This window comes from Lentzea sp. NPDC059081, from assembly GCF_042738015.1.
In the GTDB taxonomy this organism is placed as follows: domain Bacteria; phylum Actinomycetota; class Actinomycetes; order Mycobacteriales; family Pseudonocardiaceae; genus Lentzea.
Genome location: NZ_JBHYGW010000015.1, coordinates 195,938 through 219,862 on the forward strand (window position 1 = coordinate 195,938; position 23,925 = coordinate 219,862).

The 23,925-nt window shown below is 68.8% G+C and carries 24 protein-coding genes; 12 read left to right on the forward strand and 12 right to left on the reverse strand.

Annotation, left to right across the window (positions count from 1 at the left end; genetic code table 11):
* Positions 1-160 precede the first annotated feature (160 nt).
* Complete coding sequence (locus ACFWV3_RS29230) at positions 161-913, reverse strand: (2Fe-2S)-binding protein (RefSeq protein WP_382415701.1); 753 nt, start codon at positions 911-913, stop codon at positions 161-163.
* Between the two features lie 370 nt (positions 914-1,283).
* Between ACFWV3_RS29230 and ACFWV3_RS29235 the strand changes: the two genes are divergently transcribed.
* On the forward strand, positions 1,284-3,845 hold the full coding sequence (locus ACFWV3_RS29235) for an ATP-dependent Clp protease ATP-binding subunit (protein ID WP_382415703.1): 2,562 nt from the start codon (positions 1,284-1,286) through the stop codon (positions 3,843-3,845).
* 498 nt (positions 3,846-4,343) lie between these two features.
* Here ACFWV3_RS29235 and ACFWV3_RS29240 read toward each other — a convergent pair whose 3' ends face one another.
* Positions 4,344-4,970, reverse strand: a complete 627-nt coding sequence (locus ACFWV3_RS29240) for a DUF6928 family protein (protein WP_382415705.1) — start codon at positions 4,968-4,970, stop codon at positions 4,344-4,346.
* Between the two features lie 143 nt (positions 4,971-5,113).
* Between ACFWV3_RS29240 and ACFWV3_RS29245 the strand changes: the two genes are divergently transcribed.
* The gene (locus tag ACFWV3_RS29245; protein ID WP_382415707.1) at positions 5,114-6,088 is read left to right on the forward strand and encodes an endonuclease/exonuclease/phosphatase family protein; all 975 of its coding nucleotides are present in this window, start codon (positions 5,114-5,116) and stop codon (positions 6,086-6,088) included.
* Here the strand turns inward: ACFWV3_RS29245 and ACFWV3_RS29250 are convergent.
* The 3 genes from ACFWV3_RS29250 to ACFWV3_RS29260 are packed head-to-tail and all read right to left on the reverse strand — an operon-like array spanning position 6,060 to position 8,627.
* The gene (locus tag ACFWV3_RS29250) at positions 6,060-6,854 is read right to left on the reverse strand and encodes an NAD-dependent deacetylase (protein ID WP_382415765.1); all 795 of its coding nucleotides are present in this window, start codon (positions 6,852-6,854) and stop codon (positions 6,060-6,062) included. The genes ACFWV3_RS29245 and ACFWV3_RS29250 overlap by 29 nt on opposite strands.
* Positions 6,854-7,165 carry an antibiotic biosynthesis monooxygenase family protein gene (locus tag ACFWV3_RS29255; RefSeq protein WP_382415709.1) on the reverse strand — a complete coding sequence of 104 codons (312 nt, stop codon included), beginning with the start codon at positions 7,163-7,165 and terminating at the stop codon, positions 6,854-6,856. Before ACFWV3_RS29255 ends, ACFWV3_RS29250 begins: the two co-directional genes overlap by 1 nt.
* Before the next feature lie 10 nt (positions 7,166-7,175).
* The gene (locus ACFWV3_RS29260) at positions 7,176-8,627 is read right to left on the reverse strand and encodes a M1 family metallopeptidase (protein WP_382415711.1); all 1,452 of its coding nucleotides are present in this window, start codon (positions 8,625-8,627) and stop codon (positions 7,176-7,178) included.
* A 15-nt stretch (positions 8,628-8,642) separates the two neighbouring features.
* On the opposite strand from ACFWV3_RS29260, the gene ACFWV3_RS29265 reads away from it, so the two are divergent.
* Complete coding sequence (locus tag ACFWV3_RS29265) at positions 8,643-9,389, forward strand: alpha/beta fold hydrolase (protein WP_382415713.1); 747 nt, start codon at positions 8,643-8,645, stop codon at positions 9,387-9,389.
* Here the strand turns inward: ACFWV3_RS29265 and ACFWV3_RS29270 are convergent.
* The 3 genes from ACFWV3_RS29270 to ACFWV3_RS29280 form a co-directional block, all read right to left on the reverse strand.
* Positions 9,338-9,847, reverse strand: coding sequence for a 2'-5' RNA ligase family protein (locus ACFWV3_RS29270; protein ID WP_382415715.1), 510 nt, complete (start codon positions 9,845-9,847; stop codon positions 9,338-9,340). The genes ACFWV3_RS29265 and ACFWV3_RS29270 overlap by 52 nt on opposite strands.
* Positions 9,847-10,716, reverse strand: a complete 870-nt coding sequence (locus ACFWV3_RS29275) for an A/G-specific adenine glycosylase (RefSeq protein WP_382415717.1) — start codon at positions 10,714-10,716, stop codon at positions 9,847-9,849. The genes ACFWV3_RS29270 and ACFWV3_RS29275 overlap by 1 nt, the downstream gene beginning before the upstream one ends.
* 63 nt (positions 10,717-10,779) lie before the next feature.
* Positions 10,780-11,292, reverse strand: coding sequence for a beta-class carbonic anhydrase (locus tag ACFWV3_RS29280; RefSeq protein WP_382415719.1), 513 nt, complete (start codon positions 11,290-11,292; stop codon positions 10,780-10,782).
* A 152-nt stretch (positions 11,293-11,444) separates the two neighbouring features.
* Here ACFWV3_RS29280 and ACFWV3_RS29285 point away from each other — a divergent pair, with 152 nt between their 5' ends.
* Positions 11,445-12,113, forward strand: coding sequence for a hypothetical protein (locus ACFWV3_RS29285; RefSeq protein ID WP_382415721.1), 669 nt, complete (start codon positions 11,445-11,447; stop codon positions 12,111-12,113).
* A 4-nt stretch (positions 12,114-12,117) separates the two neighbouring features.
* Here the strand turns inward: ACFWV3_RS29285 and ACFWV3_RS29290 are convergent, their stop codons facing one another.
* Both ACFWV3_RS29290 and ACFWV3_RS29295 read right to left on the reverse strand, forming a co-directional pair.
* Entirely contained in the window at positions 12,118-13,221 is a 1,104-nt protein-coding gene (locus ACFWV3_RS29290; protein ID WP_382415723.1) for a LacI family DNA-binding transcriptional regulator, read from the reverse strand.
* Between the two features lie 121 nt (positions 13,222-13,342).
* Complete coding sequence (locus ACFWV3_RS29295) at positions 13,343-14,383, reverse strand: LacI family DNA-binding transcriptional regulator (protein WP_382415725.1); 1,041 nt, start codon at positions 14,381-14,383, stop codon at positions 13,343-13,345.
* Between the two features lie 222 nt (positions 14,384-14,605).
* Here ACFWV3_RS29295 and ACFWV3_RS29300 point away from each other — a divergent pair, with 222 nt between their 5' ends.
* The 3 genes from ACFWV3_RS29300 (at position 14,606) to ACFWV3_RS29310 (ending at position 17,735) form a co-directional block, all read left to right on the forward strand.
* Complete coding sequence (locus ACFWV3_RS29300; RefSeq protein WP_382415727.1) at positions 14,606-15,862, forward strand: extracellular solute-binding protein; 1,257 nt, start codon at positions 14,606-14,608, stop codon at positions 15,860-15,862.
* A 96-nt stretch (positions 15,863-15,958) separates the two neighbouring features.
* On the forward strand, positions 15,959-16,837 hold the full coding sequence (locus ACFWV3_RS29305) for a carbohydrate ABC transporter permease (RefSeq protein ID WP_382415767.1): 879 nt from the start codon (positions 15,959-15,961) through the stop codon (positions 16,835-16,837).
* 1 nt (position 16,838) lies between these two features.
* Entirely contained in the window at positions 16,839-17,735 is an 897-nt protein-coding gene (locus ACFWV3_RS29310; protein WP_382415729.1) for a sugar ABC transporter permease, read from the forward strand.
* Here the strand turns inward: ACFWV3_RS29310 and ACFWV3_RS29315 are convergent.
* Positions 17,732-18,085 (reverse strand): winged helix-turn-helix transcriptional regulator, encoded by a 354-nt coding sequence (locus ACFWV3_RS29315; protein WP_382415731.1) that lies wholly within the window; start codon positions 18,083-18,085, stop codon positions 17,732-17,734. The genes ACFWV3_RS29310 and ACFWV3_RS29315 overlap by 4 nt on opposite strands.
* Before the next feature lie 159 nt (positions 18,086-18,244).
* On the opposite strand from ACFWV3_RS29315, the gene ACFWV3_RS29320 reads away from it, so the two are divergent.
* On the forward strand, positions 18,245-18,970 hold the full coding sequence (locus ACFWV3_RS29320) for an NAD(P)H-binding protein (protein WP_382415732.1): 726 nt from the start codon (positions 18,245-18,247) through the stop codon (positions 18,968-18,970).
* Here the strand turns inward: ACFWV3_RS29320 and ACFWV3_RS29325 are convergent.
* Entirely contained in the window at positions 18,957-19,568 is a 612-nt protein-coding gene (locus ACFWV3_RS29325; RefSeq protein ID WP_382415734.1) for a hypothetical protein, read from the reverse strand. The genes ACFWV3_RS29320 and ACFWV3_RS29325 overlap by 14 nt on opposite strands.
* Positions 19,569-19,974: 406 nt before the next feature.
* Here ACFWV3_RS29325 and ACFWV3_RS29330 point away from each other — a divergent pair, with 406 nt between their 5' ends.
* From ACFWV3_RS29330 to ACFWV3_RS29345, 4 genes are all read left to right on the forward strand, one after another.
* The gene (locus ACFWV3_RS29330; RefSeq protein WP_382415736.1) at positions 19,975-21,069 is read left to right on the forward strand and encodes an ABC transporter ATP-binding protein; all 1,095 of its coding nucleotides are present in this window, start codon (positions 19,975-19,977) and stop codon (positions 21,067-21,069) included.
* A 98-nt stretch (positions 21,070-21,167) separates the two neighbouring features.
* Positions 21,168-22,082: a metal ABC transporter solute-binding protein, Zn/Mn family gene (locus ACFWV3_RS29335; protein ID WP_382415738.1), complete on the forward strand. Its 915-nt coding sequence runs from the start codon at positions 21,168-21,170 to the stop codon at positions 22,080-22,082.
* A complete protein-coding gene (locus tag ACFWV3_RS29340; RefSeq protein ID WP_382415740.1) occupies positions 22,079-22,870 on the forward strand; it encodes a metal ABC transporter ATP-binding protein in 792 nt (263 codons plus the stop codon). Before ACFWV3_RS29335 ends, ACFWV3_RS29340 begins: the two co-directional genes overlap by 4 nt.
* The gene (locus ACFWV3_RS29345; protein WP_382415742.1) at positions 22,867-23,682 is read left to right on the forward strand and encodes a metal ABC transporter permease; all 816 of its coding nucleotides are present in this window, start codon (positions 22,867-22,869) and stop codon (positions 23,680-23,682) included. Before ACFWV3_RS29340 ends, ACFWV3_RS29345 begins: the two co-directional genes overlap by 4 nt.
* Positions 23,683-23,925 lie beyond the last annotated feature (243 nt).

The window sequence follows — 23,925 nt, forward strand, 5'->3', positions numbered from 1 at the left end:
AAAGAGGGGGGGGGGGTGTAAAGGGGGAGAAAGGTTTGCCCGCTTGACACCCCTACCTCGTTGCAGCGAGAGCTGTGGCACGACTCGTGACGGGGACCCACCGGAACCTTCGTTTCAAGCAGCTCGGCTTCGCCGTCGCCCCTGCTCGCCTTCGGCTTCGCTACCTGTTGTTGCAGGTGCGCGGGCAGGCCGTGCACGGCTCTGCGTTGGGGAGCACGTAGTGGAAGCAGCAGCTGTTGCGCTTGCGCTTCCAGCCCTCGTCGGTGAAGTGGAGGCTCGAGGCCGCTACGAAGGGCTCGATCTTCTCCGGGAGGATCAGAGCGGCGTCCGTGACGCCCGCGTTCTCGTCGCCCAGGAGGCGGCCGGCTGCCCAGGGGGCGTATTCGAGCATGTCCGTGGCGGCTGCCCAGAGTTGGCGGCGGCCGAAGCGGACCACCTGGCCGAAGGAGGCCACGAACTGGGCTGCGTGGGCCGCGTAGCGGGCGCGTAGGACGGCGGCCAGGGCCGCTTCGTTGGCGACGACCGTGGCTGCCGGGTGGTTGGAGGCCGGGTCGTCCGGTAGGCAGGTGAACTCGTCCGAGAAGAGGGCGATGCCGTCCGGGTGGGGGCGGCCGTCGGTGGCCAGGTGGAAGGCCATGTCCCTCGGCTTGAGCGAGGGGACTCGGCGGGCCGTGTGGAAGAGCAGGCCTGCCAGGTAGGCCGGTTGGTGCAGGTACCAGCCCATGATGTAGCCGGCGGTGGCCCTGTCGTCGGACTCGCCGTACTGCTCGACCATCCACTCGGCCAGGTCCTTGCGCCACAGGTCGAAGCGGGACGGTTCGGCCAGCAGTTCGGAGCAGATGGTCCAGTCGTCGGACTGCATGCCGAAGCGGATGTCGGAGCCGGTGTTCAGGCGCGCGATGGATTGGGCCAAAGGCGTGAGCGCACGCGGGTTCTGCTGTGAGACCCTCGCCGGTACGGTCAACGCGCTAGTCCAATCTCATGGGCATGAGGCTTGCCTAACCTTACCCAGAGTTGGCCCGTGAGTGCGCGTTCAGGTGGTCCCGGTCACAGGAGTATCGCTCGGCCGCGGGTTGTTCGCGCTCAGCGGACATCGCCCGATCTGTGGAATCCGTTGCTCCCGACCTGCGTTGATGCCGGTGTCAGGGTTTTCCGGAGGCGGCTGGCCGCTGACGGGAACCACAGGCCTCGGTACCGCCCACTACAGTGGAGCCACGGTGCCGCGCTCACCAGGGTAGATCGGTGGAGCCGAGGACCGCCGACGCAGCAGTCAGGGAGTGCGAATGTTCGAGAGGTTCACCGACCGCGCGAGGCGGGTGGTTGTCCTTGCCCAAGAAGAGGCACGGATGCTCAACCACAACTACATCGGCACCGAGCACATCCTCCTGGGTCTGATCCACGAGGGTGAAGGTGTCGCCGCCAAGGCGCTCGAGTCGTTGGGGATTGCGCTGGAGGGCGTCCGCCAGCAGGTCGAAGAGATCATCGGCCAGGGCCAGCAGGCCCCGAGTGGACACATCCCCTTCACCCCCCGTGCGAAGAAGGTCCTGGAGCTCTCACTGCGTGAGGCGCTTCAGCTCGGCCACAACTACATCGGCACCGAGCACATCCTGCTCGGCCTGATCCGCGAGGGCGAGGGCGTCGCCGCCCAGGTCCTCGTGAAGCTCGGCGCCGACCTCAACAGGGTGCGGCAGCAGGTGCTGCAGCTGCTGTCCGGCTACTCGACGGAGAAGGGTTCGTCGGAGTCGCCGGGTCGTGGCGAGGGCACGCCGTCCTCGTCCCTGGTGCTGGACCAGTTCGGGCGCAACCTCACCGCCTCGGCGCGGGAGGGCAAGCTCGACCCGGTCATCGGGCGCACCAAGGAGATCGAGCGGGTCATGCAGGTGCTGTCCCGCCGCACCAAGAACAACCCGGTCCTCATCGGCGAGCCCGGCGTCGGCAAGACCGCCGTCGTCGAGGGACTGGCGCAGATGGTCGTCAAGGGCGAGGTGCCCGAGACGCTCAAGGACAAGCAGCTCTACACGCTCGACCTCGGCTCGCTGGTCGCGGGCTCGCGCTACCGCGGTGACTTCGAAGAGCGCCTGAAGAAGGTCCTCAAGGAGATCCGCACGCGCGGCGACATCATCCTGTTCATCGACGAGATCCACACGCTCGTCGGTGCGGGTGCGGCCGAGGGCGCGATCGACGCGGCCTCGATCCTCAAGCCGATGCTCGCTCGCGGTGAGCTGCAGACGATCGGTGCCACCACGCTCGACGAGTACCGCAAGCACGTCGAGAAGGACCCCGCGCTGGAGCGCCGCTTCCAGCCGATCCAGGTGGGCGAGCCGTCGCTCGAGCACACCATCGAGATCCTCAAGGGCCTGCGCGACCGGTACGAGGCGCACCACCGCGTCTCGATCACCGACTCCGCGCTGGTCGCCGCCGCCACGCTGGCCGACCGGTACATCAACGACCGGTTCCTGCCGGACAAAGCGATCGACCTCATCGACGAGGCCGGTGCGCGGATGCGCATCCGCCGGATGACCGCGCCGCCGGACCTGCGCGAGTTCGACGAGAAGATCGCCGACGTGCGTCGCGACAAGGAGTCCGCGATCGACGCGCAGGACTTCGAGCGCGCGGCGAAGCTGCGTGACGCGGAGAAGCAGCTCCTGGGCCAGAAGGCCGAGCGGGAGAAGCAGTGGAAGGACGGTGACCTGGACGTCGTCGCGGAGGTCGACGACGAGCAGATCGCCGAGGTCCTCGCCAACTGGACCGGCATCCCGGTGTTCAAGCTCACCGAGGAGGAGACCACGCGTCTGCTCCGCATGGAGGACGAGCTGCACAAGCGGATCATCGGCCAGGTCGACGCGGTCCAGGCCGTGTCGAAGGCGATCCGCCGCACCCGCGCCGGTCTGAAGGACCCGAAGCGCCCCTCCGGCTCGTTCATCTTCGCCGGCCCGTCCGGTGTCGGTAAGACCGAGCTCTCGAAGGCGCTGGCGAACTTCCTGTTCGGCGACGACGACGCGCTCATCCAGATCGACATGGGCGAGTTCCACGACCGCTACACCGCGTCGCGGCTCTTCGGTGCCCCTCCCGGTTACGTCGGCTACGAAGAGGGCGGCCAGCTCACCGAGAAGGTGCGCCGCAAGCCGTTCTCCGTCGTGCTCTTCGACGAGATCGAGAAGGCCCACCAGGAGGTCTACAACACGCTGCTCCAGGTGCTGGAGGACGGCCGCCTGACCGACGGTCAGGGCCGGACGGTGGACTTCAAGAACACCGTCATCATCTTCACGTCCAACCTGGGCACGTCGGACATCAGCAAGGCAGTGGGCCTCGGCTTCACCTCGGGTCAGGACGGCGCGTCCAACTACGAGCGCATGAAGAACAAGGTCAACGACGAGCTGAAGAAGCACTTCCGCCCCGAGTTCCTCAACCGCATCGACGACATCATCGTCTTCCACCAGCTGACTCAGGACGAGATCATCAAGATGGTGGACCTGATGATCGCCCGCGTCGAGACGCAGCTGAAGAACAAGGACATGGCTCTCGAGCTGACCGACAGGGCCAAGGCCCTGCTCGCGAAGCGCGGGTTCGACCCGGTGCTGGGCGCCCGCCCGCTGCGCCGCACGATCCAGCGCGAGATCGAGGACCAGCTGTCGGAGAAGATCCTGTTCGGCGAACTCCAGCCGGGCCAGATCATCATCACCGACATCGAGGGCTGGGACGGCGTGTCCGAGGACCACGACAAGGCGAAGTTCGTCTTCCGCGGCGAGGCCAAGCCGAACCGCGTGCCGGACGCCCCGCCGGTCGAGCTCGCGGCCCCCGCGGCCGTCGAGCCGCAGGACGCCCCGGCGAACGACGCGGAGTGACCTGCTAGGCAGTTGAGAGCGGCCCCCGGACTTCTGGTCCGGGGGCCGTTGTCGTTCGGTGGGCGGGCGGTGGCCGCGCTTGGTCCGGGGGTGGTCGGCGGTTGAGTCGTGGGTATGCGGCAGCGGTGCGTGCGGGGCTGCGATCGAGGATGGCTGAGCCGCTGGGCTGGCCGACGTGGCCGAGGACGGCCGCGCCATTCCGGGCTGGGCTGGCCGACGGACGCGACAGATGACGGCAGCGCTGTGCCCACCGGGGCCGGCCGACGTGATCGCTGCGGGTGTCCGGTCTCGTGCCGCCCAGGCGGCTGCTGGTCATGGGTGCGCGGCAGTGCTCGTTCAGGCCGCTCGAGGGCGGCCACGCCGCTCCGGCTGGGCTGGACGGCGCGATCGCCGGGGTTGCCCGGCCTCGCGTCGGACGTGCCGGCCACGCGATCCGGCGCGCGACGGCCACCGCCACGCGATCCCATGCCGCGACCCCGGCGCCGCGATCCCGCGGGCTCAGCTCAGGGCGTAGCCCGCCAGCACGATCTCCTCCAGGTCCGGGTCGTCCTCCTCCCACACGCCCTCGTAGGTGAACCCGAACAGCGTCCGCAGCGCCGCCTCGCCCAGTTCGAGCGGGTGGAAGCGGAACGGGTAGTCGTCGTCGGGGCCCAGGTACTGGAGGAACTCCGGGTCGCCTGCCAGGTACTTCTCCTCGAACGGCAGGGGTGTGCCGATGTCCTCGATCACGCCGCTGTCCGGGGAGAGGCTGAACGAGCGGCGCACCGAGCCGTCCGGCTCCCAGATCGCGTAGGCGAAGAAGTCGACGACGCTGTGCATGGCGTGCAGGTACAGGGTGCGGCCGGCGGCCTCGCGGACGAAGCGTTGCGGCAGGTCGGTCGGGGCGTCGCCCGCCGCGTCCCAGGTGCACACGATCGAGAGGCCGGGGTAGACGGCGGCGTAGACCTCGCCCTCCGGCGGGTTGGCGCTGTCGAGGCTGCCGTCGGCGATCGGGCGGAGGTCAGAAGACGGGTACAGGCGTTCGACCAGGGCCTTTGTGGCCTCGCGGTCGATCTGCGGCGATGCGCGCAGGACCTTGCTCACGTCGTCGGACGCGTAGAACAGCATCCAGTCCTTGGCTCCCACTGGTCCCCCTGAGGTCGGTGTGGGACCAGCATGGCTGAGGGGTCTGACAATTCCCGGACAGGCAACGAGAAACCCGTGCCAACCGTCCCTCAATCGTGGGGACCACACCGGAGACTGACGAGCGCTCGGCGAGACTGCACGGCGTGGTGACCACCGAGGTGAAGCCGCGCAAGAACGGGTTCGCCACGTTCCTGCTGGTCGTGTGCGCGATGCTGTTCGTCGCGGCGGCGATGGTCCGGCTGCTCGGCATCGACGGCAACCGCTACATGATCGCCGCGACGTCGCTGATCCCGTACATCACCGCCGCCGGGCTGCTCATCGGGCTGTTCGCGCTGTTCCGCCGCAGATGGGTCGTCGGGCTGACGATGACGCTGGTGGCGGTCGTGCTCGTCGCGAACGTGGCGCCGCGGGCGTTCCCCGACGCGCGACCCAACGGGGTGGGGCAGCAGGTCCGGCTGATGACCTCCAACCTGCTCACGGGCATCGCGGACGCCGAGGCCCTCCTGCGGGAGGTCCGGGTGCGCGGGGTCGACGTCCTCGCCATGCAGGAGCTGACCCCGGAGATGGTGCGCGACCTGCAACGCGCCGGTCTCGACCAGGTGCTGCCGCACCGCGTGTTCCTCGACGAGCCGGGCGGGTCGGGCAGCGGCATCGCCTCGCGGTACCCGCTCACGCAGCGCAACCTGACCCCGCCGGGCACGTTGCAGCAGGCCGCGGCGCTCGTGGACCTGCCGGGCAAGGACATCGAGGTCGTCTCGGTGCACCCGCTGCCGCCGGTCGTCACCGAGGGGCCGGAGGCGTGGCAGCGGGAGCTGGCCGGGCTGCCCGCGCCCGACTCGACCGGCGCGATCAGGGTGCTCGCCGGCGACTTCAACGCGACGCTCGACCACGTCGGCCTCACGCGGCTGCTGAACAAGGGCTACGTGGACGCCGCCGACCAGGTCGGCAAGGGCCTGATCCACACCTGGCCCAGCAAGGGCGGGATCTGGCCGCCGCCGGTCACGATCGACCACGTGCTGGTGGACTCGAAGATCCTGGTCGACACGGTCGACGTGTTCGACGTGCCCGGCAGCGACCACCGGGCCGTCGTCACGCAGTTCGTCGTGCCAAGGCTCTGAGGGCTTCGAGGGCTCCGACCGGCAGCGAGACGCCCCGGCCGTGGCGGACGTCGGGCTCGCGGACGTTGATCCTGACCAACGCCCCGTTCGCCGCGCTGGCGAGCTCCGCCTGCCGCCGCACGGTCGGCACCGCGGTCCCGGCGCCGATCTCGACGACGACCAGGTTCCGCCGCGTCCGCCGCCACTTGTTCAGCGCGTCGAGCTGCGCCTGGCTGCGGTGCGGCACCCAGCCCCAGTCGCCGAACATCAGGATGTTGGGCCGCGCCAAGCCGCCGCAGTGCGGGCACGACGGCAGCTCGCCGACCGCCCGCATCGACTCCGGATCCACGGAGACGTCGAACTCGCACTCCCAGATCTCGTCAGTGCACGGTTCGACGCACTGCACGTGGTGGATCGACCCGTGGACCTCGGCGACGTCGGTGAAGCCCGCCTGCTGGAACTGGCCGTCCACGTTGGACGTGAACACGCGCGCACCCCACGACCGCAGGATCTCGAACCCCTCGTGCGGCACGGTGTCGCGGTAGAGGTGCAGCCGGTGGCCGTAGAAACCCCAGGCCAGCGCGGGATCGTCTGCGAAGTGCACCGGATCGGCGATCTCCTCGAACTTCAGCCCGAGCCGCTCGTAGGGCGGGTAGGCACGCCAGAAGCCCTCGGTGCCGCGGAAGTCGGGCAGACCCGAGTCGACGCCGATGCCGGCACCGGCGCAGACGAGCACGGCGTCCGCGCCGGCGATCAGCTCGGCGGCTCTGTCGTAGGCCTCGTCGATCACTGCTGGGGCTTGCTCCCCAGCACGACCTCGAACTCCAGCAGGTCGGCACCGGACGACACGGGCCGGGCGCGCTCACCGGAGTGCGCGGCCGCACCGGCCTGGCCGTCGCGCCACGCCACGAAGTCCTCGTGCGTCTCCCAGTGCGTGACGACGAAGTAGCGGTCCTCGCCCGCGACCGGCCGCAGCAGCTCGAAGCCGAGGAAGCCGGGCTCGCCGTCGACCGCGCCGAGACGGGCGGCGAACCGCTTCTCGAGCTCGGGACCGTTGCCCTCGGGGACCTTGATCGCGTTGATCTTCACGACTGCCATGCGACCAACACTAGCGCCGCACGCCGGCAGGCAGCAGGTACTGGTCGTCCGGGATGCCCGAGTCGTGGAACCACGCCTTGAAGAACGCGGTCAGGTCCTGCCCGGACGCCTCCTTGAAGTGGTTCTCGAACTCCGGCCACGAGGCGTTCGCGTCGCGGTGCTTCGCCGTCCACGACTGCAGGGCCTTGAAGAACACGTCGTCACCGACCTGCTTGCGCAGCGCGTGCATCGCCATGATGCCCTTGTCGTAGACGCCCCGGAACTCGTTGCCCCTGCCCATGTCGTAGAGCTTCGGCGCCCAGAACGACGTCCGGCCGCGCAGCTCTTCGACCCGGCCGCGGTAGCGCTCGTCGAGGTTCGTGCCGTCCTTCTCCATCCACAGCCACTGCGAGTACGACGCGAGGCACTCGTTCAGGCAGATGTCCGCCCAGTTCTGCAACGACACCGAGTCGCCGAACCACTGGTGGGCGTTCTCGTGCACCACGGTCTCGAGGTCCGCCCACGACGCGTAGATCGGCCTGGTCTGCGTCTCCAGCGAGAACCCGATCTGGTCGGCCACCCAGATGCCGCCGGCCGCGCGCTGCGGGTACGGGCCGAACTTCGTCTCCAGGTACGCCAGGATCTCCGGCAGCTGCGACTGGATCGGCTTCTTCGAGGCGGACGTGCCGGGCGCGTACGCGTCGACCACCGGCGTGCCGTTGGGCAGCTTCGAGCGCACGATCTCGAACTTGTCGATCGCGACGGTCGCCAGGTAGGTCGCGAGCGGCGTCTCCTCGGTCCACGTGAACGTCGTCCAGCCGCCGTCGCGCTTCGGCGGGCTCTCCAGGCCGTTCGAGATCGCCGTCCAGCCGTCGGGGACGCGGGCCGAGACCTTCAGGGCCGCCTTGTCGCGCGGGGTGTCGTTGGCGGGGAACCAGGTCGTCGCGGAGTGCGGCTGGCCCGCGGCGAAGGCGCCGCCGGTCGACGAGATCTGCCAGCCGCTGCGGCCGAGCGAGGCGTCGTTGATCGTCGTGGGCTTGCCGCCGTAGGTGATGACGGTGGTGAACGGCTTGCCCTTGGCGAGCGGCGCGGCGGGCGTGATCACCAGCTCGTGGTCGCCCTCGGTGGCGAACTTCGCCGGCTGGTCGCCGACCTTCACCTCGCTGACCTTCAGGCCCTCCAGGTCGAGGTTGAACCGCGACAGGTCGTCCGAGGCGGTCGCCGTGATGGTCGCGACGCCGTCGAGCTGCTTCGACTCCGGGTCGTAGGTGATCGCGAGGTCGTAGAGCGTCACGTCGTAGCCGCTGTTGCCGTCGGTCGGGTAGTAGGCGTCGCCCGCACCCGCACCGGCCTCCACGGCGGCCTGCGGTGACGTCTCCCGGCGCGGCTGGTCCGGGTCGCCGCCCGGCGTTCTGAACACGACGAGCAGACCGGCGACGAGCACGATCAACACCAGGGCGATCAGGTACGGGCGGGCCTTCATGCGTTAATCATCCCTGTGTCGGTGGTGGAGTTCGGCGGAACGGGTCACGGCGTGCTGCTCCTGCACGGCCTGATGAGCAGGGCCACCGCCTGGTGGCCCGTCGCGCAGTGGCTCAGGCCGTTCGGCCGCGTGGTCGCGCTGGACCAGCGCGGGCACGGCCGCAACCCGCAGCGGGGACCGTTCCGCACCGAGGACTTCGTCGCCGACGCCGCCGCGGCGATCGAGGAGCTCGGCCTCGGGCCCGCTGTGGTGATCGGGCACTCCATGGGCGGGCTGCACGCGTGGTGTCTCGCGGCGACCCGTCCGGACCTGGTGCGCGCGATTGTGGTCGAGGACTTCGCCCCGGACAACTCCGGCCGCACGGTCGACGAGTGGAAGTGGCTCTTCGACGCCTGGCCGGTGCCGTTCCAGTCGCTCGGGCACATCAGGGAGTACTTCGGCGCACCGCTGTTCGCCGAGTACTTCGAGGAGCGCGCCGACGGGTGGCACCTGATCGCGTCGATGGACGACCTGTACGAGATCGCCGGCCACTGGGGCACGCGCGCGTACTGGGACTTCATCGACGCCGTGCGCTGCCCGTCGCTCGTGATCGAGGCGGGCAGGGGCGGCCAGCTACCGGGGCAGATGGCCGAGGCGGCCCGGCGTTCGCACGGCCAGTACCTCTACGTGGAGGAGGCGGGCCACGTCGTGCACGACAGCGCGCCGTGGGTCTACCGGGGTGCCGTGGAGGCCTTCTTGAGCACGTCGATCTCGCCGGTCTGAGTGTCGACGATCGACACCTCGCGGACCTTCGCGCGGATCGGCTCGACCGGGAAGACCTGCGCGAACGCCGTCTTCATCGCCTCGTCGCCGATGTCGTGGACGAGCGTGCAGTGCGGGACCCAGCTGCCCGGCAGGTAGTAGGCGCTCGGGTTCTTGACCTTGCCCGCCAGCACGTCGTGGATCGCCGAGTGGACCGCCAGCAGCTCGGTGTCGACCACCGCGGCCAGCATCAGCACGTTCTCGCTGGTGGAGAAGGTGCTGAGGGTGTGGAGGTAGAAGTCGGGGAGCCACAGGCGTTCGAGGTCCTCGCGCAGCTCCTTGCGGACCTTGGGGCCGATGGTGCTCGCCAGCGCGTAGGTGATGTGCGGCGGGTACTTGAACTTCCCGCCGACGCGGTGCTGCAGGTCGCGGACCTTCTCGTCCGCCTCGGCGTCGAAGAACGCCACCAGCGCGTGCATCAGTGCTCCCCGGGAAGTGCGAACAGCCCGTCCCGCGTCTGCTCGACCAGGCCGTCGTCCAGCAGCGAGGCCAGGCACTTCTCCCGCTGGGTGATGTCGTTCCAGACGATGTCGAGCTGCATCTTCGGCACCGGCCCCGGCGCTCCCCGCAGCACGTCCAGCAGCCGGCCCCGCACCTGCCGGTCGGTGCCGGCGAACTTCTGCACCTTCTTCTCCGGCCCGGCATAGGCGGGCCGACCGGCCAGCTGCCACGCGCACTCCGCGTACAACGGGCAGTCGGCGCACTTCTGGTTCTTGGCCGTGCAGATCAACGCACCGAGCTCCATCAGCGCGGCCGAGAACACGGCGGCGTCCTCCTGGTCCTCAGGCAGGATCGCCTCGACGTCGCGGAGGTCGCGCTTGGTCGACGGTGGACCGGCGTCACCGGCACCGTGCACAGCGCGCGCGACGACCCGACGGACGTTCGTGTCCACGACGGCGCACTTCTGCCCGTACGCGAACGTGGCCACCGCACGGGCCGTGTAGCTGCCGATGCCGGGCAGCGACTCGAGCGTCTCCACGTCCGACGGCACCACATCGCCGTGGTCGCGCGCGATGGCCGTGGCGGCCTCGTGCAGCCGCAGGGCACGGCGCGGGTAGCCGAGCTTGCCCCACATGCGCAGCACCTCGCCCTGGGAGGACGCGGCCATCGCGGACGGCACCGGCCACTTCGCCAGCCACTCGTGCCAGATCGGCTCCACGCGGGAGACCGGCGTCTGCTGCAGCATGATCTCGCTGACCAGCACACCCCACGCCGTGCACTCGGGACGGCGCCACGGAAGGTCGCGGGCCGCGGTGTCCCACCAGCCCAGCAGCAACTCGTGATTCATCGCCGCCCATTCAAGCGCAAAGGCCCCTGCCCGCTGCCGGGAAGGGGCCTCACGCGAGAAGGATCAGGCCGCGGCGGACTCGGCCGCGTGGACCTCGCGCAGCTCACCGGTGTGCACGTCGTAGACGAACCCGCGGATCTTGTCGGTGTGCGGGATGAACGGGCTGCGCCGCAGCCGCGCCATCGAGCCGCGCACGCTCTGCTCGACGACCTTGAACGCCTCGACGGCCCAGGTCGGCCGCAGGCCCGTGTCGGCCTCCAGCTCGTCCTTGAAGTCGTCCTCGGTCACCATCTCCAGGCCGCAGTTCGTGTGGTGCACGAGCAGCACCTCCCGCGTGCCCAGCTTGCGCTGGCTCAGCGCCAGCGAGCGGATGGCGTCGTCGGTGACGACCCCGCCCGCGTTGCGCAGCACGTGCGCCTCGCCCTGCTTCAAACCGAAGATCTCGAACACCCGGATGCGCGAGTCCATGCAGGTCAGAATTGCCACCTGCAGGGACGGCTTCGCGGACGAACGGTCTCCGGGAACCACGTTCCCGAGCTCGTAGTTCCGCTTGAGCAGTTCGTCGATCGCGGTCATGACACACCTCCATGGCCTACCGGCGGACCCCCAAGCGATGGAACTGGAGTTAGTGCGCGTTCACAAGGGGTTTCTGGTCCATATCACGTTCACCGGATCGAGCTAGGCTCGCCTACGCCTGGAATCCATCGGCTGCCGTTACGTTCGGGGCCGTGATCGAGCCCACAGGTCCGCTCCCGTCCACGGTGTACTGGCGCCGCCGCATCGCCGCGATCGGTGCCGCGCTGGCCACGTTGCTGCTCGTGATCTGGATCGTCGGGATGTTCTCGTCGGACGACGAGTCCGCGCAGCCCACGAACGCGGCCGCGGCGTCGTCGTCCAACCCGCCGCCGGGCATGGCCGAGAACGCCGCCGCGTCGTCCTCGTCGACCACACCGCCGCCCTCGCCGACGGAGACCACGCCGCCGCCACCGCCGCCCGGACCGCCGCAGGCCTGCCCGGACGACGTGATCGGGGTCGTGGCGAAGGCCAACAAGCCCTTCTACACGGTCGGTGACCAGCCGGAACTGTCGATGGACGTCGTCAACAACGGGCCGGTGCCGTGCATCAGGGACATCGGGCGCCAGCACCGCGAGCTGACCGTGCTGACCGCGGACGGCGCGACCGTGCTGTGGTCCAGCAACCACTGCCTGTCGGCCGTGGGCAACGAGGTGCGCGTGATGCAGCCCAAGGAGGCCTTCAACTACGGCACCCGGTGGGCGGGCTCGACCTCGCAGCCCGGCTGCGGAGCGCACAACCCGGTCGGGCCGGGCGACTACCTGCTGGTGGCGAAGCTGGCCGGGAGGACCAGCTCACCCGTCGTCTTCAGGCTGGAGCGCTAGGACCTCACGGTCCGAACCAGCGCTCCTCGGCACCGCCGCGCGGACCGGCCGACGTCTTGCCGATGATCAGCTCCGTCGCGAGGTTCACCGAACGCGGGCGCGAGCGCTCGCTCGCGTCGAGCAGCAGCTTGCCCGCCGCGCGGCCCTTCTCCAGCACCGGCTGGCGGACCGTCGTGAGCCCGGCCTCCTCGCCGGCGCGGATGCCGTCGAACCCGGTGACGGTGATGTCGTGCGGCACGCGCAGGCCGCGGCGGGCCGCCTCGGTCATCGCGCCGAGCGCCAGCACGTCCGAGGTGCAGATCAGCGCGGTGACCTGCGGGTCGCGGTCGAGGACCTGGGCGGCGCCGGACGCGCCGGAGGCCATGTTGTGGTCGAAGCGCTCGACGACCGGCACCTGCGACCAGTCGACGCCCGCCTCGCTGAACGCCTCGGCGAGACCGGACAGGCGGTTGCGCTGCACGTGGAAGTGCGCGGCGTGCTGGCGGTCGGGCGTCACGAAGCCGTCGTTGCGGTCGCGCGCCAGGCGCATGCACACGACGCCGATGCGCCGGTGGCCCAGGCCGATGAGGTGCCTCGCGAGCTCGTACATCGCGCCGCGGTCGTCGATGCCGACGCGGTCGACCGTGCCGAGGTCCGGCTGGTCGCAGACGACGGTCGGGACGGGGCGCTCCAGCACGGCGGCGAGGTGCGGGTCGTCGTCCGGCACGGAGTAGACGACGAAGCCGTCGACACCGGCTCTGTGGACGGACGCGACGTCCTCGCGCTCCGGGTTGGCGGGCACCAGCAGCAGACCCGTGCCGGCGTCCTCGCACGCCAGCGCGAGGCCCTCCAGGAAGCCGATGGCCGCCGGGTCGCGGAACGCGTAGGAGAGGTTCTCGGTGAGCAGCAGGCCCACCGCCCCGGCCTTGCGCGTGCGCAAAGAGCGCGCCACAGGATCCGGGCCGGGATAACCCAGCCTTCGGGCCGTGTCCAACACCCGCCGACGCAGCTCTGGCGAGAGCTGGTCGGGCCGGTTGTACGCGTTGGACACCGTTGTCCGGGAAACGCCCAGCTCAGCGGCCAGAGAGGCCAACGTTGCCGGACGTCGCACATGCATCGACCGCGCCATGAAAGGACCGTAACGGTTCAGAACCAATTCGTGAAGTCAGGGTGACCTGCGTCCCTCAAATGACGCATCCGCGCAGGTTGGCCCATCTGCCTTGTTCAGAATTTGGTCCAGACCAATGGGGTCAACGCTTCGGTGGCGCCGTCGACTCCCGCGCGACGAGCCGCGGGCGGAACACGCGGGTGTAGTTGTCGGTGCCCTGCCTGCGGCGATCCGGGTCCAGGCGCAGCACGAGCTCGTCGATCGCCGCGGCCGCCATCTCCTCGATCGGCTGCGCGAGCGTCGTCAAAGCGGGCGAGGAGTAGGCAGCGAGCGGGATGTCGTCGAACCCGACGACGGACAGGTCGTCCGGTACGGAGATCCCTCGCTGGTGCGCGGCGCGCATCACGCCGAGCGCCATGTGGTCCGACGAGCAGATCACGGCGGTCGGCGACACCGTGTCCAGCAGCTCCGCCACCGCCTCGGCACCGCCCTCCGCGCTGAACGGCCCGTGCGACACGTACTCCGAGCCCGCCGGCAGGTGGTTCTCCTCCAGCGCGGCGGCCCACCCGGCGCGCTTCAGGCGCGAGGGGAGAGATCGCGCGGGACCCGAGACGAACCCGATCCGCTCGTGGCCGAGGTCGATCAGGTGCTTGGTGGCCGTGTACCCCGCGAGCTGCTCGTCCACCGTCACGTCGGGCACGTCCAGGGCCGGCGTGGCACCGTTCAGGAAGACCATGTGGACGCCGTCCGCGAGGAGCTTCGCGTAGTAGCTCGGGCGCGGCGCCTGACCGAGCGGCACCTCGACGTTGGTGATCTCCGGTGACACGAACACCATGCCCTCGACCCCGCGGGCCAGGAGCATCCGGACGTACTCCTCCTCGCCCATCGGCGCGCCGCTGCGGGTGTTGCACAGCAGCGAGGAGTAGCCGAGGCGCGCTGCCCGCGTCTCCAGCGCCTCGGCGAATGCCGGGAAGACCGGGTTCGAGAGCTCCGGCACGAGCAGGCCGATCACACCGGTGCGTTGCAACGCACCGAGTCCGCGCGGGGTGTAGGGCATCTCCGCGAGGACCGACAGCACCCGCTGCCTGGTCTCCTCGTTCACACCCGCGCGCCTGTTGAGAACTCGGCTGACGGTGGAGATGGACACCCCGGCTGCCCTGGCGATCTCGGACAGTCCGGACACGTTGCCTCCCTGCTCACGCTCGCTTTCGGCGCAAGCCTGCCGTGTTCAGAAAAATTTTGCAACGAGCATGTGCAAGACAGGGCCGTTACGGCTTGGTTACGGTCGACGTCTTGACCTGACCATGGTTCGGGTAGTGAAATCGCCCGCAACATTCTCGCAAAAACTTGCAAGGCCCTCATCTCAACAGGGAGATGAGGTCAGCTGGAGGGAACGGCAGCAACGATGCGACGGACAACCCTCGTGACCGCCATGGCGACGGGTGTCGCCCTCGTTCTCACCGCCTGCGGAGGCGGTGGGTCGAGCAGCAGCGGATCCGACTCGGGCGAAGTGACCTTCTGGGACACCAGCGGCCCCAACGAGAGCCCGGTGTTCAAGAAGATCGCGGAAGGCTGCGCCACCAAGGACGGCTACAAGGTCAAGGTGGAGACGCAGGCGTTCGACGGCGCGCTCAACAACTACAAGACCGCCGCCCAGGGTGGTCAGGGGCCCGACGTCTTCCGCTCCGAGGTCGCGTGGGTGCCGCAGCTCGCGAAGCTGGGCTACGTCGCCGACCTGTCCGACACCGACCTCGCGAAGGACACCTCCGACTTCCTGGAGGCCCCGCTGGGCTCCACGAAGTACGAGGGCAAGACCTACGCGGTGCCGCAGGTGACCGACTCGCTCGCGTTGCTCTACAACAAGAAGAAGCTCGCCGACGCCGGTGTCGAGCCGCCCAGGACCTGGGACGAGCTCAAGACCGCGGCCGCCAAGCTGGGCGGCGAGAAGTCGTTCTTCCTCAACAACGACGCGTACTACGCGCTGCCGTTCATCTACGGCGAGGGCGGCGACCTGGTCGACGCGTCCGCCAAGAAGATCGTCGTGAACTCCTCGCAGAACGTGAAGGCGCTGGAGACCGCGAAGAGCCTGCTCGACAGCAAGGTCGCGACCACGGCTCTCGACGCGACGAACTCGTACTCGAACATGCAGGCCGCGTTCTCGTCCGGTGAGGCCGCCATGGTCGTCAACGGTCCGTGGGCCGTCGCCGACTACCTCAAGGGCGCCGCGTTCAGCGACGCGGCGAACCTCGGCATCGCCCCGGTCCCCGGCCCGTCCGCCGGCAAGGGCAGCGCGCCGGTCGGCGGCCACGACTACGTGATCCGCCAGGGCACAAAGGCGAAGCAGTCGTCGATCAAGTTCATCCAGTGCATGGCGTCGGTCGAGTCGCAGGCGTCCGTCGCCAAGGAGCTGGGCCTGCTGCCGACCCGCAAGTCGGCCTACCAGAACGCCGACGTCAAGGCCAACGCCGTCGTCGCCGCGTTCGAGCCGGTCACCAAGACCGCGCACGAGCGTCCGTGGATCCCCGAGGGCGGCCAGCTCTTCGACCCGCTGAAGGTCGGCTACGCGGACTTCCTCGCCGGCAAGAAGGACGCCAAGACCGCCCTTGACGACGTCGCCAAGGCGTACAAGGACAGCGTCGTCCCCGAGTACTCCGTCGGCTGACTGGTGCCGAACGGCCGGGGCGTCGTGTCCCGGCCGTTCGCCTGAGGGGAGATCTCGGTGCGTCGGTTCCTCGACCGGTACTGGTACGCGTATGCGATGGTGCTGCCCGTCGTGGTGGTCATCGCGGTGTTGGTGCTCTACCCGCTCGCGCAGGGCGTGTTCTTCACCTTCACGAACATCAACGAGGGCAACATCGCCAACCCGGTCCTCGAGCGGCCGTCGTCCTACGACGTCGTGGGGTTCAAGAACTACCTCAACGTGCTCTCCGGCGGCGAGTCCTTCGGCGACTTCTGGGGCACGCTGGTCCGCACGCTGATCTGGACCTTCTCGTGCGTGTTCCTGCACTACACCATCGGTCTCGGCCTGGCGATGCTGCTGAACCGCCAGGTGGTCGGCCGTTCGCTCTACCGCGTCCTGCTGATCCTGCCGTGGGCCGTACCCGCGTTCATCAGCGCGTTCGCGTGGAAGTACATGTTCAACGCGCAGTACGGGATCATCAACCAGCTCCTGCGCGCCGTGGGACTGCCGGACCCGGTGTGGCTCGGCCAGTCGAACTGGGCGCTGGTGTCGGTGATCATCGTGAACACCTGGCTCGGCGTGCCGTTCATGATGGTCGCGTTGCTCGGTGGCCTGCAGTCGATCCCCGGCGACCTCTACGAGGCGGCCGAGGTGGACGGAGCCACGCCGTGGCAGCGGTTCCGGCACGTCACGTTGCCGGGCTTGCGGTCCGTGTCGTCGACGGTGGTCCTGCTGGGCATCATCTGGACGTTCAACATGTTCCCGGTGATCTACCTGATCGCGGGCCCGAACCCGAACGCCCGCATCCTGGTCACCTACGCGTTCGAGCGCTTCTTCTCCGGCGCCTCCCGCGACTACGCCATCGCGTCGACCTACGGCGTGCTGATCCTTTCGGTGTTGTTGGTGTTCGCCACGATCTACCGGCGGGCGCTGCGCAAGCAGGGCGAGGTGTGGTGACGTGACGCTCGATGCTTCGTCTCTCCAGGTCGTGCAGGCCCCTGAACGCCGGCTGCGCCGCGCGGACAGGTCCAAGGGCGCGTCCATCGCGTTGCACGCCACGCTGGTCGTCGCCTCGGTCATCGCCGTGTTCCCGGTCTTCTGGGTGTTCGTCACGTCCCTGAAGCCGGACGCGCGGGCGGTCGAGCCGACGCCGAAGCTGTTCAACGAGTCCTCTTTGGACAACTACACGCGCGTGCTGTCCGGCGAGAAGGGCGACTTCCTCGCCTGGTTCGGCAACTCCGTGCTGATCGCGCTGATGACGACCGTCCTCGGCGTGTTCATCTCGGCGACGGCGGGCTACGCGGCGTCGCGCTTCCGGTTCCCCGGCAAGCGCGGCCTGATGATGTCGTTCCTGCTGGTGCAGATGTTCCCGTTCGCGGTGCTCATCGTGCCGCTGTACAACATCCTGATCGCGTTGGGGCTCAATGGTTCCTCGATCGGTCTCGTGCTGGTCTACTGCACGACCGCGGTGCCGTTCTGCACCTACATGCTGAAGGGCTACTTCGACACGGTGCCGGCCGACATCGACGAGGCGGGCCGGGTGGACGGGCTGTCGCCGTTCGGCGTGTTCTGGCGGCTGATCCTGCCGCTGGCCAAGCCGGGTCTCGCGGTGACGTCGTTCTACGCGTTCCTGACGGCCTGGGGCGAGGTGGCGTTCGCCTCCGCGTTCCTGTCCGCCGCGGACGAGTCGAAGACGCTGGCCGTGGGCCTGCAGGTGTTCGTGCAGCAGAACAGGACGGAGTGGGGGCACCTCGCCGCCGCGTCGATCCTGGTGGCGATCCCCGCGATCATCGTGTTCTACCTGGTGCAGCGCTTCCTGGTGCAGGGCCTCGCGTCCGGCGCCGTGAAGGGCTAACGACCGTCGTAGCGCGACCTGGCCTCGTCGACCTGGGCCAGGTTGCGCTTCGACCAGTCGGCGAGGTTGTGGAAGATCGGCGCGAGGCTGCGCCCGAGCTCGCTGATCTCGTACTCCACCCGTGGAGGGACCTCCGGGTGGTAGGTCCTGGTGACCAGCCCGTCTCTTTCCAGCTGGCGCAGCCGCTGGGTCAGGACCTTCGGCGTGATCGTGCCGATCCGCCGCTCCAGCTCCACGAACCGCTGGCGGCCGTGCTGGTTCAGCGTCCACAGGATCGGTGTCGTCCACCGGCTGAAGACCAGGTCGACGACGGGTGCGATGGGGCAGGCCAGCTCCGGTGCAGTCTCCACGGGTAGTCACTTTCCTCTAGGTACCTACTATCTTCGCGATGTTAGCTTCCCCCGCGATAGTTCGGTGAGCGAGGGAGAAGCGCCTTGATCGTGGTCACTGGGGCAACGGGGAACGTGGGCCGCCCGTTGATGGAGTTGTTGGGGGACAAGGCAGTCGGCGTGTCTCGTCCGTTGGTGGATCTCGCGTCGCCACCGACGCTGGCACCCGTGGTGGATGGCGCCGAGGCGTTGTTCCTGTTGCTCGGCGGGGAGCTGCTGGGGCCGGACACCGACGTGGCGGGGTTGCTCGACGTCGCGAAGACCGGCGGGGTGCGGCGGGTCGTGTTCCTGTCGTCGCAGGGGGCGGGGACGCGGCCGGACATGGTTCCGCACTCGCGGCTGGCGGCGTTCGAGGAGGTCGTGCGGCAGTCGAGTCTGGAGTGGACGGTGCTGCAGCCGGGCGGGTTCTTCTCGAACACGTTCGCGTGGGCTCAGCCGGTCCGCGAGCAAGGGGTGGCCGCGGCGCCGTTCGCGGACGTGGCACTGCCGTTCGTCGACCCCGCCGACATCGCCGCCGTTGCGGCACAGGCGTTGCAGGGCGGGCACGAGGGCCGGACGTACGTGCTGACCGGTCCGGAGGCGATGACCCCGCGGGACCGGGCTGCGGTGCTGTCGTCGGTGCTGGGGCGGGAGATCCGGTTCGTCGAGCAGTCCGCCGAGGAGGCTCGCGCGCAGATGTCGCGGTTCATGCCGCCGCCCGTGGTGGACGGGACGCTGAAGATCCTCGGATCGCCGGTGGCGGAGGAGCAGCGGGTCAGCGAGGACGTCGAGCGGGTGACGGGGCGGGCGGCGACCCGGTTCGCGGACTGGGCCGAGCGCAACGCGGCCGCGTTCAGTTCCACGTGATGCCGTAGAAGATGAACCGGCCGTTGCTGGACTGGGAGGCCGGCACCGTCTGCACCTTCAGCGACGCGTACCGGCCGACTCGGCTCCGTCCGCACAACTGACTGCCTTCGTGCAGCTCGCTGAACTCGACGCGGTCACGCCACGCCGTCACCTGCGAGCAGCGGTCGCGGTCGGCGGCAGGAGCGTCCTCGATCACCGCGAGCTTGGCGCCGAGCGCTGTCTGCAGGCCCGTGTCGTCCATCCGCACCTCGCCGGGGGAGTCCTGGGCCTGGCGCCAGTACTCGATGTCGGTCCAGTTGTAGCGGTCCTGGGGGATGAGCTCGACGACGCGCTGTTCCTGGACGGTGCCCGGCGTGGAAGCGGTGGACGTCGTCGTGGTGGTGGTCGTCGGGGTCGTCTTCTTCGTCGTGCTCGTGTTCGGCAGCGACGTGGGCGGTGGCGGAACCTGGCCGGGCGAGCTCGACGAGGTGGGGGATGGCGTGGAGGAGTCGGTGGTCTGCGTCGTCGAAGGCGGCGTGGTGGTCGTGCTGCTGCTGATCTGGCCGGGTGCCTCCTGGTCGAACAGGGGGAACAGGGCGAGTGCGGCGACGGCTGCCACCACGACTCCGGCGGCCGCAATCAGGATTTTCGCCCGTCTTCGACGGCGTGGCTCCTCTGTCAGGGCGGGCCACCTGGAAGAGACGTCCAGGGGGACTCCAGGCAGATTCGGCGAGGGTTCCGCTGTGTCTTCGCCGTCGTGTCTGACCTGCATCGATCTCCTCCAGGAGCACCCTCGTGCGCGAAGCGGCAGGGTTCGTAGAAGGGAGGAGAATAGGAGCATCGGGAAATTCCAGTTCACGTGACTGCGGGTTGATTCATCGCCTTTCGAGCCGATTCCCGTCGAGCTGTCAGCCCGCGGCCGGACCGTCCACTGCGGAGTCCCGGCAACGTAAGCGCTTACGTCTGTTCCCGTAAGCGCTTGCAATCCCTAACGTCGCGCCCAGACAAGGTGAAAGGTGCGTCACATGGCTGAGGTGTCCTACGTCAAGGCGTCGCGGGTCTTCTCCGGCAACCCGCCGGTCCGCGCGGTCGACGAGCTGTCGCTCGAAGTCGCCGACGGCGAGTTCCTGGTGCTGGTCGGCCCGTCCGGCTCCGGCAAGTCGACGGCGCTGCGCATGCTCGCGGGCCTCGAGGACGTCGACGAGGGCGCCATCCACATCGGTGGCAAGGACGTCACCAACGTGCCGCCGAAGGGCCGGGACATCGCCATGGTGTTCCAGTCGTACGCGCTCTACCCGCACATGACCGTCGCGGAGAACATGGGCTTCGCGCTCAAGCTGCGCGGTGTCGCCAAGGAAGAGATCAAGGCCAAGGTCGCAGAGGCCGCCAAGATGCTCGACCTCACCAAGTACCTGGAGCGCAAGCCGAAGGCCCTGTCCGGTGGTCAGCGCCAGCGCGTCGCGATGGGTCGCGCCATCGTGCGCGAGCCCTCCGTGTTCCTCATGGACGAGCCGCTGTCCAACCTGGACGCGAAGCTGCGTGTCGAGACGCGCGCGAACATCGCCGCCCTCCAGCAGCGCCTCGGCACGACCACGATCTACGTCACGCACGACCAGGTCGAGGCCATGACGATGGGCCACCGCGTCGCGGTGCTCAAGGACGGCCTGCTGCAGCAGTGCGACACGCCTCGCGCGCTGTACGACCGCCCGGCCAACGCGTTCGTCGCGGGCTTCATCGGCTCGCCGGCCATGAACCTCAAGACCGTGCCGATCACGTCGGAGGGCGCGAAGCTCGACGGCGTCATCGTGCCGCTGTCGCGGGACGCGATCGCCGCCGCCGGTGGTCTGGACGAGGTCACCTTCGGCATCCGCCCCGAGGCGCTCGGCATCGTGCCGTCGAGCGAGGAGGGCATGGAGATGGTCGTCGAGCTGGTCGAGGAGCTCGGTGCCGACGCGCTCGTGCACGGCGCCGTGAAGATCGGCGACGCCTCGCAGCGCTTCGTCGTCCGCGTCGACGGCCGCACGCCGCCCACCCTGGGCCAGCACGTCAAGGTCGCCGTGCGCGACCACAGCGAGATCCACCTGTTCCACCCCGAATCGGGCGAGCGCCTGGAGGCGTGAGTCACACCCGAAAGCCCCCGGCGTGACCGTCGGGGGCTTTTTCGTGTCGTAATATGAACTCGACAACGGTTTCCATTACCTGATCGAGGGACGGCGTGATGACTCTCCGCAACGCTCTGATCGGCGCTCTTGCCGTCGCGAGCCTGACCGCCTGCGGCACGACCGCGCCGTCTTCCGACAACGGCAAGATCCAGGTCGTCGCCTCCACCAACGTGTGGGGCAGCGTCGTCAAGGCGGTCGGCGGCGACGAGGTCGAGGTCAAGGCGCTGCTCGACGACCCGAGCGCCGACCCGCACTCGTACGAGAGCAAGCCCGCGGACGCCGCCCTGGTCAAGAACGCGAAGCTCGTCGTGTTCAACGGCGGCGGCTACGACGACTTCTTCGCCAAGCTCATCACCAGCGACGCGACCAAGAAGGTCGAGGCGTTCCCGTTGCGCGACAACCACCACTCCGAGCCCGCGACCGGTGCTCCCGACGCCGACGGTCACGACCACAGCGTGAACGAGCACGTCTGGTACGACCTGCACACCGTCCAGGCGGTGGCCGAGGCCGCCGCGAACGAGCTCGGTGCCATCGCGCCGGACAAGAAGACGACGTTCGAGAAGAACACCGCGGACTTCACCGCGAAGCTCGAGGAGCTCGAGAAGAAGGTCGAGGGCATCGGCGCCGGCAAGAAGGTCGCCTCGACCGAGCCCATCGCCCACTACCTGGTCGAGGAGACCGGTGCGCAGGACGCCACCCCTGAGGAGTTCAGCAAGGCGATCGAGGAGGAGTCGGACGTGCCGGCCGCCGCGCTCGCGTCGATGAACCAGCTGGTCGAGGGCAAGCAGGTCAACGTCCTGGTCAACAACACGCAGACCGAGAACCAGGTCACCAAGGGCCTCGTGGAGAAGGCCAAGGCCGCCGGTGTGCCGGTCGTTCCCGTCACCGAGACGCTGCCCGAGGGCGTGACCGGCTACCTTGACTGGATGAGCAAGCAGGTGGACGCGCTCTCGCAGGCGCTCAAGGCATGAGCGCGATCTCGCTGCGCGGGGCCCGGTTGTCCTACGGCGACAGGGTCCTGTGGGACGGCCTCGACCTCGACGTGTCGCCGGGGGAGTTCCTGGCGGTCCTCGGGCCGAACGGGTCCGGCAAGACCAGCCTGATGCGGGTGCTGCTCGGACTGCAGCCGCTGTCGGCGGGGTCGGTGTCGGTGTCCGGCGGGAACCGGGCGGTCGGGTACGTCCCGCAGCAGCGAGCGCTGGACCAGTCGATGACGTTGCGCGGCCGGGACCTCGTCGGCCTCGGGCTGGACGGGCACCGGTGGGGGCTCGGGCTGCGCGCGCGGCGCGAGCGCCGGGTCCGGGTCGACGCGGCCATCGAGGCCGTCGGCGGGACCCGGTACGCGGACTCGCCGATCGGGTTGCTGTCCGGTGGGGAGCAGCAGCGGCTTCGCGTTGCCCAGGCTCTCGTGGGCGATCCTTCGGTGTTGCTGTGCGATGAGCCGTTGCTGTCGTTGGACCTCGCCAACCAGCGGATCGTCTCCGAGCTGATCGACAAGCGTCGGCGTGAGGCTGACACGGCGGTGTTGTTCGTGACGCACGAGTTGAACCCCGTGCTGCCGTTGGTGGACCGCGTTCTGTACCTGGTGGGTGGGCGGTTCCGGGTCGGGACGCCGGAAGAGGTCATGAACTCCCGGACGTTGTCGGAGCTCTACCGGACGCCGGTCGAGGTCGTGCGGGTGCGGGACCAGATCCTCGTGGTCGGGGCCGGGGCCTGTGAGGAGCAGACGCACCACCTGACGGCTGAGGCGGCGTCGTGACCCTGCTCGATCTGCTCTCGCTCGATTTCGTGCAGACCGCGTTGATCGCGGCTGCTGTTCTGGGGCTCGTGGCCGGGGTGCTGGGGCCGCTGGTGGTCACCCGGAAGATGGCCTTTGCCGTGCACGGGACCAGTGAGCTCGCTTTCACCGGTGGGGCTGCGGCGTTGTTGTTGGGCGTCGGTGTCGGTTATGGGGCACTGGCCGGGTCGATTCTGGCCGCTGTGCTGCTCGGGGTGTTGTCTCGGCGGGAGAGTGACCGGGACTCCGTCATCGGAGCCATTCTGGCGTTCGGGCTGGGGCTCGGGATCCTGATGCTTGCTCTGTACAAGGGGCGGGCTGCCAACAAGTTCGGGTTGCTGACCGGGCAGATCGTCGGGGTCGACTCCACCGATCTTGCTTTGCTGGTCGTGTCGTCTGTTGCTGTTCTGGCGGTTTTGGCTGTTATTTATCGGCCGTTGTTCTTCGCTTCTGTGGATCCTGATGTGGCTGTTTCTCGTGGGGTTCCGGTTCGTGGTCTTTCGATCGTGTTCGCGGTGTTGGTCGGGGTGGCTACCGCACTGTCTGTGCAGGTGGTGGGGGCGTTGCTGGTGCTGGCGTTGATGATCACGCCTGCTGCTGCGGCTATGCGGGTTACTGCTTCTCCTGTTCGGGCGACTGTTCTGTCCGTGGTTTTTGCTGAGGTTGCTGCTGTTGGCGGGATTTTGTTGTCGTTGCAGCCTGGGTTGCCGGTGTCTGCGCTGGTCACGGCTGTGAGCTTTGTTATTTATCTTGTTTGTCGTGGGGTCGGGGCGTTTCAGCGTCGGGTTGCGTAGCGTTCCCCTGTTGCGATTTGGGCTGCGGTTGCGTGCTTCCACCTGGGGGCGCTGCCCCCAGACCCCCGGCAATCTGATCGGGGGCCTCCGCGCCACCGGCGGGTTGATGGCACGCCTGTTTGTGTTGGGCGGCTGCCGGTTGCGTTGGTGGTTGCGTTGCGGTGGGGTCCCGTCACGAGTCGCACCAGGAGCGAGCCACAACGAGATGGGGGTGTCAAACGGCCGAAAAGCGTGGCCGTTTGA